The organism is Streptomyces sp. IBSBF 2435 (assembly GCF_036815005.1).
Taxonomy (GTDB): Bacteria; Actinomycetota; Actinomycetes; order Streptomycetales; family Streptomycetaceae; genus Actinacidiphila.
Map to the genome: position 1 here is coordinate 1 of NZ_JAJSYW010000182.1, position 14,778 is coordinate 14,778.

The 14,778-nt window shown below is 71.3% G+C and carries 14 protein-coding genes; 6 read left to right on the top strand and 8 right to left on the bottom strand.

The genetic code is table 11. The features are described 5' to 3' along the window. The first annotated feature begins 401 nt into the window (after window positions 1-401). From V7E46_RS27230 to V7E46_RS27245, 4 genes are all read left to right on the top strand, one after another. Window positions 402-908, top strand: coding sequence for a roadblock/LC7 domain-containing protein (locus V7E46_RS27230; protein WP_333770885.1), 507 nt, complete (start codon window positions 402-404; stop codon window positions 906-908). Continuing rightward, entirely contained in the window at window positions 908-1,324 is a 417-nt protein-coding gene (locus V7E46_RS27235; RefSeq protein WP_329174812.1) for a DUF742 domain-containing protein, read from the top strand. The genes V7E46_RS27230 and V7E46_RS27235 overlap by 1 nt, the downstream gene beginning before the upstream one ends. Next, on the top strand, window positions 1,305-1,913 hold the full coding sequence (locus V7E46_RS27240; protein ID WP_333770887.1) for a GTP-binding protein: 609 nt from the start codon (window positions 1,305-1,307) through the stop codon (window positions 1,911-1,913). The genes V7E46_RS27235 and V7E46_RS27240 overlap by 20 nt, the downstream gene beginning before the upstream one ends. An 85-nt stretch (window positions 1,914-1,998) precedes the next feature. Continuing rightward, window positions 1,999-3,252: a styrene monooxygenase/indole monooxygenase family protein gene (locus tag V7E46_RS27245; RefSeq protein ID WP_333770888.1), complete on the top strand. Its 1,254-nt coding sequence runs from the start codon at window positions 1,999-2,001 to the stop codon at window positions 3,250-3,252. Between the two features lie 62 nt (window positions 3,253-3,314). Here V7E46_RS27245 and V7E46_RS27250 read toward each other — a convergent pair whose 3' ends face one another. From V7E46_RS27250 to V7E46_RS27275, 6 genes are all read right to left on the bottom strand, one after another. Next, a complete protein-coding gene (locus V7E46_RS27250; protein ID WP_333770889.1) occupies window positions 3,315-4,616 on the bottom strand; it encodes a C40 family peptidase in 1,302 nt (433 codons plus the stop codon). A gap of 215 nt (window positions 4,617-4,831) precedes the next feature. Continuing rightward, window positions 4,832-6,289, bottom strand: coding sequence for a chitinase (locus V7E46_RS27255; RefSeq protein ID WP_443054362.1), 1,458 nt, complete (start codon window positions 6,287-6,289; stop codon window positions 4,832-4,834). 209 nt (window positions 6,290-6,498) lie between these two features. Further along, window positions 6,499-7,416, bottom strand: coding sequence for a carbohydrate ABC transporter permease (locus V7E46_RS27260; RefSeq protein WP_329171941.1), 918 nt, complete (start codon window positions 7,414-7,416; stop codon window positions 6,499-6,501). Then, window positions 7,413-8,426 carry a carbohydrate ABC transporter permease gene (locus V7E46_RS27265; RefSeq protein ID WP_329171940.1) on the bottom strand — a complete coding sequence of 338 codons (1,014 nt, stop codon included), beginning with the start codon at window positions 8,424-8,426 and terminating at the stop codon, window positions 7,413-7,415. The genes V7E46_RS27260 and V7E46_RS27265 overlap by 4 nt, the downstream gene beginning before the upstream one ends. Continuing rightward, window positions 8,423-9,730 carry an ABC transporter substrate-binding protein gene (locus tag V7E46_RS27270; protein ID WP_443054363.1) on the bottom strand — a complete coding sequence of 436 codons (1,308 nt, stop codon included), beginning with the start codon at window positions 9,728-9,730 and terminating at the stop codon, window positions 8,423-8,425. Before V7E46_RS27270 ends, V7E46_RS27265 begins: the two co-directional genes overlap by 4 nt. A 464-nt stretch (window positions 9,731-10,194) precedes the next feature. Beyond that, window positions 10,195-10,662, bottom strand: coding sequence for a hypothetical protein (locus tag V7E46_RS27275; RefSeq protein WP_333770892.1), 468 nt, complete (start codon window positions 10,660-10,662; stop codon window positions 10,195-10,197). Window positions 10,663-11,132: 470 nt separating this feature from the next. Between V7E46_RS27275 and V7E46_RS27280 the strand changes: the two genes are divergently transcribed. After that, the gene (locus tag V7E46_RS27280; protein WP_329171935.1) at window positions 11,133-12,134 is read left to right on the top strand and encodes a beta-ketoacyl-ACP synthase III; all 1,002 of its coding nucleotides are present in this window, start codon (window positions 11,133-11,135) and stop codon (window positions 12,132-12,134) included. 57 nt (window positions 12,135-12,191) lie between these two features. Here V7E46_RS27280 and V7E46_RS27285 read toward each other — a convergent pair whose 3' ends face one another. Together V7E46_RS27285 and V7E46_RS27290 are read right to left on the bottom strand one after the other, a co-directional pair. Next, the gene (locus V7E46_RS27285; RefSeq protein WP_333770894.1) at window positions 12,192-13,196 is read right to left on the bottom strand and encodes a phosphotransferase family protein; all 1,005 of its coding nucleotides are present in this window, start codon (window positions 13,194-13,196) and stop codon (window positions 12,192-12,194) included. 135 nt (window positions 13,197-13,331) lie between these two features. Further along, window positions 13,332-14,117, bottom strand: coding sequence for a hypothetical protein (locus V7E46_RS27290; protein ID WP_333770895.1), 786 nt, complete (start codon window positions 14,115-14,117; stop codon window positions 13,332-13,334). A gap of 246 nt (window positions 14,118-14,363) precedes the next feature. Between V7E46_RS27290 and V7E46_RS27295 the strand changes: the two genes are divergently transcribed. Next, window positions 14,364-14,778 (top strand): hypothetical protein (locus V7E46_RS27295; protein ID WP_333770896.1); only part of this gene is annotated, 415 nt, incomplete at its 3' end.

Below are 14,778 nucleotides of genomic sequence, written 5' to 3' on the forward strand. Positions count from 1 at the left end.
CAACTGCCCGTGCCCGCCCCGCAGCCGCCGGCACCCGCACCACGGCCCTTCACGCCCGCACCGCCGGACCCCGTATCGGCTCCCGTGCCCCCCAGGGCACTCGGTCCCGCGCCCGGACACGAATCCGCTCCGCCCGCCGGCCGCATATCCGGTCCCGGGGGCGGCGGCCTCACCGGGCGGGGGCTGCCGCAGCGCGTGCCGCGGAGTGCGGGCACGAGCGTGCGGCCCGCCGCACCCGCCCCGGTGCCGCCCGTCGACGCCGCCGAACTGCGGCGCAGGCTCGACGGGTTGCAGCGCGGCCTGCGAGCCGGCCGCGCCGACGCCGTACGCGAGAGCGGCGAGCCGCCCGCTGGGCCGCGGGGACACGAAGATCCGGCAGGAACCGTTGAGGAGGCGACCCGTTGAACGCGGTCGGCACGAAGACCGGGGCGCTCAGCCATGAGGCCCGCAGTTTCCAGTGGCTGCTGCAGAATTTCATCGAGGAGGTGCGCGGCATCCACTCGGTCGCCGTGGTCTCCTCGGACGGCCTGCTGCTGCTCGGTTCGGAACCTGACGAGGGATCGGCCGCGCAGGCGGGGCAGAATACAGCGGAGGCGCCCGCGCATCCGGGTCTGGCCGGCCAGAGCCGGCTGGATCTGGCGGCGGTCGTGTCGGGTCTGGCTTCGCTCACCGTGGGCGCGGCCCGGTTGATGGACGGCGGACGGGTCAGGCAGACCACCGTCGCGATGGCGGACGGAGTGCTCGTGGTGATGTCGATCAGCGACGGCTCGCTGCTCGGTGTGCACGCGGCGGCCGACTGCGACATGAGCATCATCGCGTACCACATGGCGCTGTTCGTCGGCCGTGCGGGACACGTGCTGACGCCCGCGCTCCGCAGCGAGTTGCGCCAGGCCACCGGGAGCCGCTGATGTCCTCGATGTCCGCACTACCCCGGCGCGGGGTGCCGCAACGAGGAGCCGACCGCCGGACAGACAGGGTCCGCCCGTACTCTCTGACCGGCGGTCGTACACGGTTCGCCCACGTGCTTCTCGTCGAGACGTTCGTGGCCACCGTGGAAGGCCCGGACGAGCCGTACGCCCCCGCCAGGGGCGGCTGGGCCGAACGCGTCCTGCCCGAACGACGGGCGATCGTGGAGCTGTGCAGGAGAATGCGGTCGGTGGCCGAGATCTCCGCACTGCTCCGGATGCCGCTCGGCGTCGTCCGGGTGCTGCTCAGCGATCTCGCCGACCAGGGAAGAATTCGCGTGTACGGCACCGGGCACGGGTCCGGCAGCCCCGATCGCGCGCTGCTCGAAAGGGTGCTCAGTGGACTACGCAGGCTCTGACCGGCCGGACGGCCTGCAGGACTGGCAGAACGAGCGCGATCGCGCGCCGGTCTCCACCAAGATCGTGGTGGCCGGCGGCTTCGGCGTGGGCAAGACCACCTTCGTGGGCTCGGTGTCCGAGATCACTCCGCTGACCACCGAGGCGGTGATGACCCAGGCCAGCGAGGCGCTCGACGACCTGGCCGCCACCCCCGACAAGGTCACCACGACGGTGGCGATGGACTTCGGCCGGATCACGCTGGAGGAGGACCTGGTCCTCTACGTCTTCGGCACTCCGGGGCAGCAGCGGTTCTGGTTCATGTGGGACGACCTGGTCCGCGGGGCGATAGGCGCGATCGTGCTCGCCGACACCCGCAGGCTCGCGGACTGCTTCCCCGCGCTCGACTACTTCGAGGGCACAGGACTGCCGTACACGGTCGCGGTCAACCAGTTCGAGGGCACCGCCGCCTACACCGGGGACGACGTCCGCGAGGCGCTTGCGGTGCCGTCGCACATCCCCGTGCACATCATCGACGCGCGGCAACGGTCCTCCGTGGTCGAAGCCCTGCTCGCGCTGGTCGCCCACGCGCTCGCGGAGCAGCCTTTCTAGTCAGGACCTATCCGACAGTGATCCGACAGTGATCCGACACCGATCGGCCACCGGTCCGACGTGATCAGACCCGAAGCGGGGTGCAGTGCGCAAGATCCTCATCGTCGGAGCCGGCCAGGCCGGCCTGCAACTGGCCCTCGGCCTCCAGGCCCGCGGTTACGACGTCACGGTCATGTCCAACAGGACCGCCGATGAGATACGTGTCGGCCGCGTCACCTCCACGCAGTGCATGTTCGGCACCGCGCTCGGCCACGAGCAGGCGGACGGCCTGGACTTCTGGTCCGAACAGGCACCGCGAATAACCGGCCTCGGTATATCGGTCGCCGCCGACCAGGACGCCGGTCCCGCCGCCGGCCCCGGCCGCGCCCGCGCCGTCGACTGGCTCGGCCGCCTCGCCGCCCCCGCGCAGTCCGTCGACCAGCGGGTGAAGATGGCCGCGTGGATGGAGACCTTCGCCGAACGCGGCGGCACACTCGTCATCCACGCCGCGACCACCGCCGACCTCGACTACTTCTCGCTCGCCTACGACCTGGTCCTGGTCGCGGCGGGCAAGGGTGAGACCGTCTCCATGTTCCGCCCCGACAAGGCCCGTTCGCCCTACGACACCCCGCAGCGCGCGCTCGCCGTCGCCTATGTCCACGGACTGGAGCCGCGCCCCGAGCAGCCCGAGGTGCCTGCGGTCCGCTGCAATCTGGTGCGCGGCGCCGGCGAACTCATCGTCATCCCGGCCCTGACCACCTCGGGCCACTGCGACATCCTGTTCTGGGAGGGCGTGCCCGGCGGCCCGCTCGACGTCTTCGGCCCGGTCACCGACCCGGCCGAGCACCTGCGCCTGACCCTGGACCTGATGCGCCGCTTCACCCCGTGGGAGTACGAGCGCGCGTCCGCCGTCGAGTTGACCGACGCGCACGCCACCCTCGTCGGCGGACTCACCCCGACCGTACGCGAGCCGATCGGCGAACTCCCCGCGGGCGGCCTGGTGCTGGGCGTCGCCGACGTGGTCGTCGCCAACGACCCGGTCACGGGCCAGGGTTCCAACAACGCGGCCAAATGCGCTGCCAGTTACATGGCGAGCATTGTCGAGCACGGTGAACAGCCCTTCGACCGGCTGTGGATGGAGGCCGCCTTCGAACGCTTCTGGTCGGCGGCCGGCCCGTCCACCCGCTGGACCAACGCGATGCTGGCCCCGCCCGCCGGTCACGTCCGCGACCTGCTCACCGCTGCCGCCACCTCGCCGCGGATCGCCGACCGCATCGCCAACGGCTTCGACGACCCGGCCGACTTCGACCCGTGGTTCTTCGACCGGGAAGCGGCCGACGCGTACCTGGCCGCGGGCTAGGGCCTGTCCTGGCGGCCGGAGAGCTTCACCGGTACGGCAGCGCCCGGCGCCCGCTCGCCCGGTCAGCCCAGCGGTTCCGGCCGGTCGGTCTTCGAAGGGACCGGGCGCGGCTTGTAGTCGGTCAGGGGCTGGGCGCCCAGGTCGGGGCGGACGGCGCCCAGGATCGGGTTCACGGCGATCGGCGAGATCGTCACGACCGCGCCGGTGTGCGGGGCCTGGATGACCAGGCCGTTGCCGATGTAGAGGGCCACATGGGTGGCGCCGGGGAAGTAGACGACCAGGTCGCCGGGCCGCAGCAGCGACAGCGGCACCCGGGGCAGCCGGGCCCACTGCTCCTCCGCGGTGCGCGGGATGGGGACCCCGGCGTGCGCCCAGGCCTGCGAGGTAAGGCCCGAGCAGTCGAAGGACCCGGGTCCCTGCGCGCCCCACACGTAGGGCTTGCCGAGTTGCTGGTAGGCGTAGGCGATCGCCCGGTCGCCGGTCTTCGAAGGCGCCCGCAGCGCTGAGCCGGTGCCGAGCGCCTTGGAGTCGAGGAATTCCTGCTGCGCCTTGTCCGTGCCCTGCTGCTCCAGTGCCTGCAACTCGCTGATCTGCACCCCGCTCAGCCCGGCGAGCAGCGCTTCGACCTGCCGCAGATGCGTCTCGACCTGGGTCTTCTGCGCGGCCTGGCTGTTCTGCGCGACCTGGGCGGCGTCCAGCGCGCGCTGGGCCTGCGCGTTGAGAGCGGTGAGCCGCTGCTCGTCCGCGGTCAGGCCGGCCACGACGTCCTCCTGGTGGCCTACCGCCCGCTGGGCGATGTGCAGCCCGCCGAAGAAGTCCTGCGGGGTCTCGCCGTTCAGCATCGACAGATACGGCGACATGCCGCCTGAGCGGTAGAGCTGGCGGGCCAGTAGCCCGGCCCGGTCCCGGCCCGCGACGACCTTGGTCCGCTGGGCGGCGAGCTGCGCGTCCAGGGCCTCGGCCTTGGCGCGCTCCTGGTCGGCGGTCTCCTTGGCCTTGTTGTACGACTCGGTGGCCGACTCCGTCTGCTGGTAGAGGGACTGGAGCTGGGTCAGCAGGTCGGGCAGCGAGGCCGGGTCGGCGGTGGCGGACGGGGCCGGAACGGCCGGCGCCGCGGGTTTCGCCTTCTTCGGCTTCGCGGGTTTCGTAGGCTTCGTAGGCTTCGCGGGTTTCGTAGGCTTCGCGGGGTCCGCCGGGGGAGCCTGGGCGGCCGGAGGCGCCGGGGCGGACGACGACGGGGCCGGTGGGTACGGGCGGGCCGAGGCCCGCTGGGCGGCGGGCAGCGACAGGGCGGCGGAGGCGAGCAGCGCCCCGCACACGACGGCCGCGCGAAGCCAGGTCCTGGTCGTCCGAGCCACCTGCATCCCCTTTGTCCTCCATGTGACGAGCCCTCAGGATCGTGTCATAGGTTGTCGTATCTACGACAGCAGGACTAGGCAATTCCGCCCAAGAAGGTCACACCGACGAGTGACCGACCGTCCTCGCCCTTCCTCTGCCCGGCGCGGGCGGCACGCAAGCGTACGGCCCGGTCGCCGCCCTCGGGACCGAGCCGTACGCGTTCAGGGGCGCTCCCCGGCGGTCAGCCGAAGTAGCTGTGGAAGTTGTTCGAGAACTCGTTGTTGCCGAACCGGTCCCAGTTCACCGACCAGGTCATCAGGCCGCGCAGCGCGGGCCAGCTGCCGTGGGTGGCGTAGCCGCCGCAGCTCGTCTTCCTGGTCAGGCAGTCGAGCGCCTGGTCCACGGCTGCGGGGGCGGTGTAGCCGTTGCCCGCGTTGGTGGTGGCCGGCAGGCCGATGGCCACCTGGGAGGGGGCCAGGGCCGGGAACATGTTGGCCGTGTTGCCGGCCACCGGGAAGCCGGTGAGCAGCATGTCGGTCATGGCGATGTGGAAGTCCGCGCCGCCCATGGTGTGGTACTGGTTGTCGAGGCCCATGATCGGACCCGAGTTGTAGTCCTGGACGTGCAGCAGCGTCAGATCGTTGCGCATGGCGTAGATCACCGGCAGGTAGGCGCCGGCCCGCGGGTCCTGGCCGCCGAAGGGGCCGGAGCCGTAGAACTGGTAGCCGAGCTGCACGAAGAAGGTCTCGGGCGCCATGGTCAGCACGAAGCCGCTGCCGTAGCGGGCCTTGAGGGTCTTCAGTGCCGAGATCAGGTTGACGATCACCGGGGTTGTCGGGTTCTTGAAGTCGGTGTCGCCGGTGTTCAGCGACAGCGAGTGGCCCTCGAAGTCGATGTCGATCCCGTTCAGGCCCCAGGTGTCGACGATGCCGCTCACCGAGGAGACGAAGGCGTCACGGGCGGCGGCGGTGGTCAGCTGCACCTCGCCGTTGGCGCCGCCGATCGACAGCAGCACCTTCTTGCCCTTGGCCTGCTTGGCCTTGATCGCCGCCTTGAAGTCGGCGTCCGACTCGACCGAGGGGCACTCGGCGACCGGGCAGCGGGTGAAGTGGATGCTGCCCGAGGTCGGCGAGCTGGTCTCGCCGAACGCCAGGTCGATGACGTCCCAGCTGTCGGGTACGTCCGCGAGGCGGGTGTAGCCGGAGCCGTTGGCGAACGTCTCGTGCAGATAGCCGACCAGGGCGTGCGTCGGCAGCCCGCCGGACGGCGGCGGCGACGTCGGGGGAGTGGTGGGAGGAGTGGTCGGGGGTGTCGTGGGAGGCGTGCCGTTCCCGGTGCACGCGGTGCCGTTGAGGGTGAAGGCGGTGGGCGTCGGGTCGGCGGCGCTCCAGGTGCCCTGCACACCGAAGTCGGCGGTGCCGCCGGTGGCGATCGCCGCGTTGTAGCCGGCGTCGGCGGCCCGTACGGCGGCGCCGGTCTGGGTGACGGTGGTGTTCCAGCCCGAGGTGATGTGCTGGTCGCCGGCGTAGGTCCAGGCCAGCTGCCAGCCGTTGACGGCCGGGCCGAGGTTGGTGACCTTGATCTGGGCGGTGAAGCCGCCCGACCACTCGTTGACGGTGTAGTTCACCGAGCAGCCGGACGCCGCTCCGTGGGCGGGCAGCGCCACCAGGGCGGGCAGCACGAGCGCCGCTGCCGCCACCGGCCACAGCCACGGTCTGACGATTAACCGCCGCGAGGATGCGCGCACAGGGACCTCCTGGGCATGTGGGGGGAAGGACGCTCCCGAAAGTGGGGGTGGGAGCGCTCCCACACTATGGAAGCGGGCCTCACCGCTGTCAATGCCCCGCGCACGCCACCGCTGCGACGCCCGGGGTCGGGGCCCCGCCGTACCGCCTTGCCCACCCTTGCTCAGCCCTTGCTGGAGCCCAGCGACAGGCCGGCGATGAACTGCTTCTGCAGCAGGATGTAGACCACCAGGGTCGGTACGGCCGCGATCATCGCCGCCGCCGCGATCAGGTTCTGGTTGCTCACGAACTGGCCCTGCAGATTGGCCAGCGCCGAGGTCACCGGCCGCTTGTCGCCCGACGACATCAGGGTGATGGCCCAGAAGAAGTCGTTGTAGATCCAGGTGGTCAGCAGCGTGGCCAGTGCCGCGAGCGCCGGGCGGCACAGCGGAATGGTCAGCCGCCAGAACCGGGTCCACAGCGACGCGCCGTCCACGAGCGCGGCCTCGTACATCTCCTCGGGGACCGACTTCATGTAGTTGCTGAGCACGAAGACGCAAAAGCCCAGCTGGAAGGCCACGTTGATGGCGATCAGGCCGAAGATCGAGTTGTACATCAGGCCGCTGTCGCTGACGAAGTGCGGCAGCGTGATCTTGAGGTACATCCGGTACAGCGGGGTGATGATCACCTGCTGGGGCAGCAGGTTCCCGGCCGTGAAGAGGATCAGCAGCGCCACGTTGATCTTGACGTTGACCCGGGTCAGCACGAAGGCCACACCCGACGCCAGCGCCAGCACGATGATCACCGCGGGCACCGTGATGAGGACCGAGTTCCAGAAGAAGTGCAGCATGTCCGACTGCGACCAGGCGTCGCTGAAGTTCTTCAGCGTCAGGTGGTGCGGCATCGAGACGTAGCCGTACTTGCGGGTGTCGGAGTACGGCCGGATCGCCACGTACAGCGCGAAGGCGATCGGCAGCAGCCACAGCACGGACGCGACGATCAGGAAGGCCTGGGAGGCGATCTGGCCCCACGGCCGGGTCCTCCTGCGGCCGGGTGCGGACGGCAGCGCCGTCCCCGGCCTGGTGAGGGCTTCGGTCGTCATGAGGATTCCTCCCGGCGGAACGTCTGGTAGAGGAACACCGAGATCGGCACCAGCGAGATGATCAGCAGCACCACACCCAGCGCGGAGCCGAAGCCGACCCGCTGGGTCTCACCGACGATGTTCGAGGTGACCAGCACCGACAGCAGTTCCAGGCCGTTGATGCCCTTGTTGGTGATGTAGACCAGGTCGAAGGCGCGCAGCGACTCGATGACGGTGACCACCATGATGACGATGTTGATCGGCCGCATCACCGGGAAGATCACCCGCCAGAAGGTCTGCCAGGCGTTCGCGCCGTCCACGGTCGCCGCCTCGCGCAGCGTCGGGTCGACGGCCTTGAGGCCGGCCAGGTAGAGCACCATCACATAGCCGGACTGCCGCCAGGTCGCCTCGACCAGCACCGCCCACAGATTCAGATGGGGATTGCCCAGCCAGTCGATGGCGTTGCTGTCGCTGTTGCGCCCGATGACGGTGTTGATCAGCCCGAAGTTCTGCGAGTACATGAACTCCCAGATGATGCCGACCAGCGCGAGCGAGAGCATGACCGGCAGGAACAGGATGCTCTGGTACATCCGGCTGCCGCGGATCCCGCGGTCGATCAGCACTGCGAAGAGCATGCCCAGCGGCGTGGCGATCAGGACGAAGACTGCCAGCCAGATGAGGTTGTGGCGGACCGCGGGCCAGAACTCGGGGTAGATCGTGGCGGCCTGGTGGTAGTTCTGCACCCCGTACCAGCAGCCGTTGTTCAGGATCGACGGGACGTTGGGCTTGCACGTCTGGCTGTGCAGGCTGCCGACGCCGTTCCACTTGGTGAACGACAGCAGGACGGTCCCGATCGCCGGGAACCACACGAAGGCCAGATCGAGCAGCAGCGGTATGCCCAGCAGCACGGCGACCACGATGCGGTCGCGGATGCTGAGCTTGCGCACACCGCGGCGGCGGCGCGGGGCCGGGGCCGGCGTGGCCCCGTCCTGCGCCGCTTCCGCGGTGTCCACCTGGGACGTCGAACTCATGAGGTATAGATCGCCTTCGCCTGGTCCTCGGCGCTCTTCTGGAGCTTCGCGATGTTGCCGGTGCTCGGGTCGTCGATGAACTTCTGCAGGATCGAGATCATGGCGTTGGCCATGGCCGGGTCGGAGTCGCGGTCCATGAACTGCGCGACGGCCTTGCACTTGCCGATCTCGGTGACCGACTTCTTCTGGATCGCGTTGTACGTCGGCACCTGGAGGCCGTTGGCCAGGCCGACGTCCCACTGGTCGGTCTTGAGGTACTCGGCCTCGGCGGGACCGCTGCCGATGTACTCCAGGATCGCCTTGGCCGCATCGGTGTTCTTGGACTTCTTGCTCAGCATGAACCCGTCGGTGGGCGCGTCCATGTAGTCCTGGCCCCACTTGGGGTTGATCGTGGGGAAGGTGAAGAAGTCCAGGTCGGCCAGGTCGGCCTTGTCGGTGACGTACTGCGCGGCGACCTGGTTGGTGCCCTGGAACATCATGCCGGCCTTCTTGGTCTCCAGCGTCTTGGCCGCATCCTGCCAGATCCGGCCGTTCGCGCCGGACTGCGTGTACGGCAGCAGCTCGGCCCAGTGCTGGAAGACCGTGGCGACGCCCTGGTCGGTCCACGGGATCTTGTGGGTCATCAACTTCATGTGGTAGTCGTACCCGTTGATCCGCATGTTGAGGATGTCGAAGGTCCCCAGCGCGGGCCAGCCGTCCTTGTCGGCGAAGGCGATCGGGATCAGGCCGTCGGACTTCATCTGCTTGGCCAGCGCGATGTACTCGTCCCACGTGGTCGGGACGGTGTAGTGGTGCTTGGCGAACTCGCTCTTGTTGTAGAACACCACCCAGGGGTAGTTGTAGAGCGGCACCAGGTACTGGTGGCCGTCGAGGCCGGTGGACAGCTGCTTGGCGGCCGGGCCGAAGTTGCCGCCGATCTTCTCCCAGACGTCGTCGAGCGGCTGGGCCAGGCCCTGCGCGGCGAAGTACTGCATGCGGTAGCCGGCGAACCAGGTGAACAGGTCGTCCGGGGTGCCCTGCAGATAGCTGGTGATGTTCTCCTGGAAGGTGTTGTGGTCGACCGTATTGATCGTCACCTTCACCTTGGAGGACGTGGTGGCCGCGGTGGTGAGCGCCGCGAACGCGGTCTTGGCCGCCGGGTCGGAGTAGTTGGACCCGAAAGTGACCGTGCTGCCGGCCACCGAGCCGGTGGTGCCCGAGCTGCCGGACTTCTTGTCCGACGAGTCCGAGTCGCTGCTGCACGCCGTCAGCAGGCCGCCGGAAACTGCCGCGAGCCCCGCGGCCCCGGCCACGCCCCTGAGCAGATTCCTCCGCGAGGGGGACGGGCTGCTGCCCGCGTCGGTTCCCGACGTCTCGACGTCCGACATGGTGCCTCCATGTGTGTGTGGGCGCTTATTAGGGGACTTGTGGGAGAGCTGAAGGCGAAATGCTGACGGAGCGGGGGCTCTGGCGGGTCTCTAGTGCCGAAGCCTTTTCCAACAGAAGTCACCAAGATGAAACGCCATCGCAACTGCAGGGTAGTTCTACGCCACATGCAGGGGGTCGTCAACGCCCTGATCCTGATGCGTTGCCGGACCGTGATGTCGGCTCGGTGTTGGAACATGTTCGCTTCGGTTGGCATCGGCCGGCTGCACTCGCAACGGCCGCCGTACGCCCCCGGAAGGGCGTACGGCGGCCGTTCGACGTCATGGACGCCCCGGGGGCCGCGAGGGGCGCTGTGCCGCGGTCAGCAGCTCTCCTGCGGCACGGTACGCCCGCCCCGCGGCGGTCACCCGATGAGCAGATCCGCCGTCCTGCTCGCCAGCTGTACACCGCCCTGGCTCAGCGTGACCGTCAGCCGCAGCCGGTCGGCCGTGCAGCCGGCGAGGACGAGGTAGCTGCCCGCGGTCGAGACCTGCGCGTACGGTGCGAAAGTGACCGACCGCGGCAGCGGGTCGATCACCGGGCAGCCGGCCGGGATACCGGTGGAGGTGCCGGACAGGAACCGGCCCACCCAGGTCTCGCTGATTGTCCTGGACTGCCCCGTGCAGTTGGTCGCCGCAAGGGTCGCCGTCGAGGTGCCGCCGGCGGGGACGGACGCGGGGTCGAAGGCCAGGCCGTCGACCCGGACGACGGAGGAGGTGGCGCAGGGAGCGGGGGGAGGGGTGGCCGCCGCTGCGGGGCCGCCTGCCGACACCACCGTGGCGGTGGCGACGGCGGCAGCGGCCGTCACGAGGGCGGAGAGTCTGCGGAGCACATCGGGTCCTCTCTCTCGGCCGGGCGTGCGGGGCCGCCCGGCGGTGACCATGACCGCACCAAGGTGGGACCCGGGAGCGGGCGTTGGCAACGGGCAGTGCCGCGCCGGGCGCGCGCCCAGACCCGAACCGGCCGTACTGCCGCCGGCCGGCCGGAGAGCCGTGACGGCTCATTTACCGGCGGAACATACGCGCGCCATAGGATGGGTGCCGGGTCGTCCGCTGGTCAGGGCGTTACATGACAAGCGGCCGGCCCGTCGGGTCCTGCGGTCCGCACCGCGCCCGGCCGTCGCAGTACGCCGGCCGGTCGGGTCGGGGGCGGCGGGACGCGGCGGCGTACCGTCGAATCCCGGCCGCATCCCGGTGGCTTCCGGCCGGAGCCCGGCTGCGGCGGCATCCGCTGCGGGTCGGAGTGATCATGCCCCGGTACCGTGGTCCGGACCCGTCCCGGCCGATGGCCTGAAAGGCTCCCATGAAAGCTGAGATCGCCGTGTCCGCCGGTGCGCGGCACACCCGGATCCTCGGGGTCGGCGCATACCGCCCGCGCCGGGTCGTCGACAATGCCGAGGTGTGCCGGCACATCGACTCGACGGACGAGTGGATCCGCTCCAGAACCGGCATCGTCACCCGCCGCTGGGCCGGACCCGACGAGACCCTGGGCGTCATGGCGGAACAGGCCGCGAGCAAGGCGATCGCGGCGGCCGGGCTCACCCCCGACGCCATCACCTGCGTGATCGCCGCGACCTTCACGCATCTCAAGCAGACTCCCGCCGTCGCCACCGAGATCGGCCACCGCATCGGCGCCACCGGGGCGGCCGGCTTCGACATCTCGGCAGGCTGTGCCGGCTTCGTGCACGGCCTCACCCTCGCCTCCGACGCGGTACGCGCCCGCGGCGGGCACGTGCTGGTCGTCGGGGTCGAGCGGATGTCCGACATCCTCGACCTGACCGACCGCTCCACCGCGTTCATCTTCGGCGACGGCGCGGGGGCGGTCGTCGTGGGCCCGTCCGACACGCCCGGGATCGGCCCGGTCGTCTGGGGCGCCGACGGCTCGCAGGCCGACGCCATCACGCAGACCGTGCCGTGGGACGCGCTGCGGGACGCCCCGGACCAGCCCTTCCCCGCGCTGCGGCAGGACGGCCAGCGGGTCTTCCGCTGGGCGGTCTACGAGATGTCCAAGGTCGCCGTCCAGGCGCTCGACGCGGCGGGCGTCGCCGCCGACGACCTCGACGCCTTCATCCCGCACCAGGCGAACGAGCGGATCATCGACTCCATGACCCGCTCCATGGGCCTGCCCGCCCGGGTCGCGGTCGCCAAGGACATCGTCACCACCGGCAACACCTCGGGTGCCTCCATCCCGCTCGCGATGGAGTCGCTGCTCGCCTCGGGGCGGGCCGTCGCCGGCGACACCGCCCTGCTGCTCGGGTACGGCTCCGGCCTGTCCTACGCGGCACTCGTCGCCACGCTGCCCTGACCCGGGAGGCCGCCGCTGCCCCGGGCGGGCCGCGGCGGCCCGCCCGGGACCCTGGCGTCAGCCGCCCGTGCCGACCACGTCGAGCGCGGCGGCCAGCCGCGGCGCGGTGAAGTCCCGCACCCAGGCGAGCTGCTCGCCCCCGGTGCTCCGCGGCACCACCTCGACCAGCATGATCAGGTACAGATAGCTGCGGTAGAGGGCCAGCCTGACCCGGGCTGCGGCGTCGAAGTCCGTACGCCCGCCCGCCGCGCCGTAGCCGGCGAGGAAGGCCGGATCGTCCTCGGCGTCGCCGGTCATGAGCGACAGCGACGCGAAGTCCGCCAGCGGGTCGCCCCAGAACATCCGCTCCCCGTCGATGAGGCCGCCGACCGTACGCGCCCCCGGCGGCCCGTCCAGCAGCACATTGCCGGGCCACAGGTCGAAGTGGACGAGCGCGGGCTCGGCCACCTCCTCCAGCGCCGCGGCGCCGCCCGCGAGGGCGGACCGTATCGCGCCGAGCGGCCGCGGCAGCCAGGAGCCGAAGTCCGCGGCATCGGCCAGCACGGCACCGGTCATCGCGGCGAAGGCCGGCGCCCAGCGGTCGGCGAGCGGGGCCACGCGCTGCGCCGGATAGCCGAAGCCCGGCCCCCGCACGGTGTGCAGCCGGGCCACCAGACCGCCCAATTCCCGGTGCAGCCGGTCGCGTTCCTCCGCCGCCATGGCCCCGGCGGCCTCGGACCACGGCACTCCCGGCGCGTACGTCATCAGCAGGAAGGGCGCCGCGCCCGCGTCCTCGGCCCACTCGGTGTGCACCATCCGCGGCGCCGGCACCCCCACCGCGGCGGCCGACTCGTAGAACAAAGCCTCGCCGCAGAGCAGTTCGGCCTCGTACCGCAGCCGCGGGGTGCCGGACGGCGGCGGGACCTTCAGGACCAGCCGGGTGCCGTCGGTGAGCGCGACGCTGTGCAGGGCGTTGTACGACCCGCCGGACAGCGCGGTCCGCCCGGCGACCCGGGACGCCCCGACCCCGGCCCGCGCCAGCAGCCCGTCCACCGTCTCGTCGCCCACCGTGTGTACCGCCATCGGTCCTCCGTCGCTCCCGCGGTCCGGGCCGCCACCGGGGCCGATCCGCCCCGCCCGCCGGCACCACGTATACCGTCCCGGCCTGCGACGGCGACACCCACTTCCGCGGGCAGCCGGTCGCGGCAAGGGACCGCCCTACGCGGTGAGCGCGCCCCAGCCGAGCGCGCCCGCGGCGGCCGCCGCGTACAGCCACAACCCGATCAGCACGGCCCGCCGCTGCCTGGCCGCGGGCCACCCCGTACGCGACACCGCCCAGGCCAGTGCGGGCAGCACCAGCACCGCGTGCAGGGTCACCCCGTGCAGCGGTTTGAGCATGCCCGTCGAGTGGTACGCCGCCTGCTGGTGGCCGGTCCTGGTGTCGGCCACCCCGCGGGCGATCATCGCGGCGCCCGACAGCAGCCCGACGACCAGCAGCGCGAACCCGGCCCGCAGTGCCAGCGGCATCCCCGCGGGTCCGGCGGGCTCGGCCCGGAAGGCGGCCACCGCGAAGGTGCCGAGCACCGCCACCAGCAGGGCGCCGCCGGCCGCGAGCGACATCGCGACGGCGGTGTTCGCCGGCGTCTCCATGTTGAAGTGCGAGGGCACCCCGCGCCACGCCTGCACCGTGATCCCGGCGACCTCCAGGACGCAGTCCGCGGTGAACAGCGCCAGCAGCACGGCCCGGGTGCGGGCCGGTATCCGGACGTACGACGTCACCCAGGCGACGGCGATCAGCGTCAGGCCGAACGACACCCCGAAGGTGAAGGGCTTGCGCCAGGACACCGGCCCGTCCCAGGGGCCGCCGTCCACGAAGAAGACCCCCAGATGGAAGAGCCCGGACACGACAAGCGCGGCGCCGACCGCGCAGGCCGCCCGCTCGGCGGGCCGCGCCGCGCGGGCGGCCCCTGCGGCGGCGGGCGCCACCGTACTGATGGCGGACATGGACGGCTCCCGACTCCTCGTCACCCGGGCGCCACGCCCGGGTGGAACGCGCCCACGCTAGGGTCCGCCGGCCGCCCGCCGCGTCGTCGCGGGGAAGGCCGCGGGACTGCGCCCGGCGCAGTACGTACACCCGCGAGGGTGCCGCGGCTGCGGCGGGCGGGTGCTTCTCGCACGGCGGGCGATTGGTACGCGCGCCGGTCGGACAAACAGCTCACCGGAAGATCCGGACAGCGCGGAGGGACCGGGATGAGCCAGCAGACGACCGAGCCGCGGCCTGGCGACGGGACCGCGGACCCCGCCGACAGCGCGAGTCGGCCCGGCAGGAGGCGACGGCGCCGGCTGCTGCCGTGGAAGCACCGGCGCGACCTCGCCCCCGAGCAGCTCCGCCGCCGCAAAATGGTCACCCGCGGCCTCACCGGGGTCTGTCTGGTCTGCGTCGGCACGGCCGGCTGGTCCGTCGGCCAGGCACTGACCTACCCGGGCAAGGACAGCACCGCGGCCCGCCTCGCCGAATGGGCCCGCGACCACGAACTCGGCTTCGTGGTCGACAAGCTGGAGGACATGCAGTATTCGATGAACCCGCCGAAGGTCGGCGGCACCCTGTCCACCGACGCGCTGGCCCGAATGAAGGCCACCCAGGGCGCCGTCCCCACCCCCGCGC

What these genes read in the sequence shown, in the direction of transcription:
- V7E46_RS27280 (WP_329171935.1), top strand. Translation starts at nt 11,133, where the DNA reads ATGAAAGCTGAGATCGCCGTGTCCGCCGGTGCGCGGCACACCCGGATC.
- V7E46_RS27235 (WP_329174812.1), top strand. Translation starts at nt 908, where the DNA reads ATGTCCTCGATGTCCGCACTACCCCGGCGCGGGGTGCCGCAACGAGGA.
- V7E46_RS27260 (WP_329171941.1), bottom strand. Translation starts at nt 7,416, where the DNA reads ATGACGACCGAAGCCCTCACCAGGCCGGGGACGGCGCTGCCGTCCGCA.
- V7E46_RS27290 (WP_333770895.1), bottom strand. Translation starts at nt 14,117, where the DNA reads ATGTCCGCCATCAGTACGGTGGCGCCCGCCGCCGCAGGGGCCGCCCGC.
- V7E46_RS27250 (WP_333770889.1), bottom strand. Translation starts at nt 4,616, where the DNA reads ATGCAGGTGGCTCGGACGACCAGGACCTGGCTTCGCGCGGCCGTCGTG.
- V7E46_RS27285 (WP_333770894.1), bottom strand. Translation starts at nt 13,196, where the DNA reads ATGGCGGTACACACGGTGGGCGACGAGACGGTGGACGGGCTGCTGGCG.
- V7E46_RS27265 (WP_329171940.1), bottom strand. Translation starts at nt 8,426, where the DNA reads ATGAGTTCGACGTCCCAGGTGGACACCGCGGAAGCGGCGCAGGACGGG.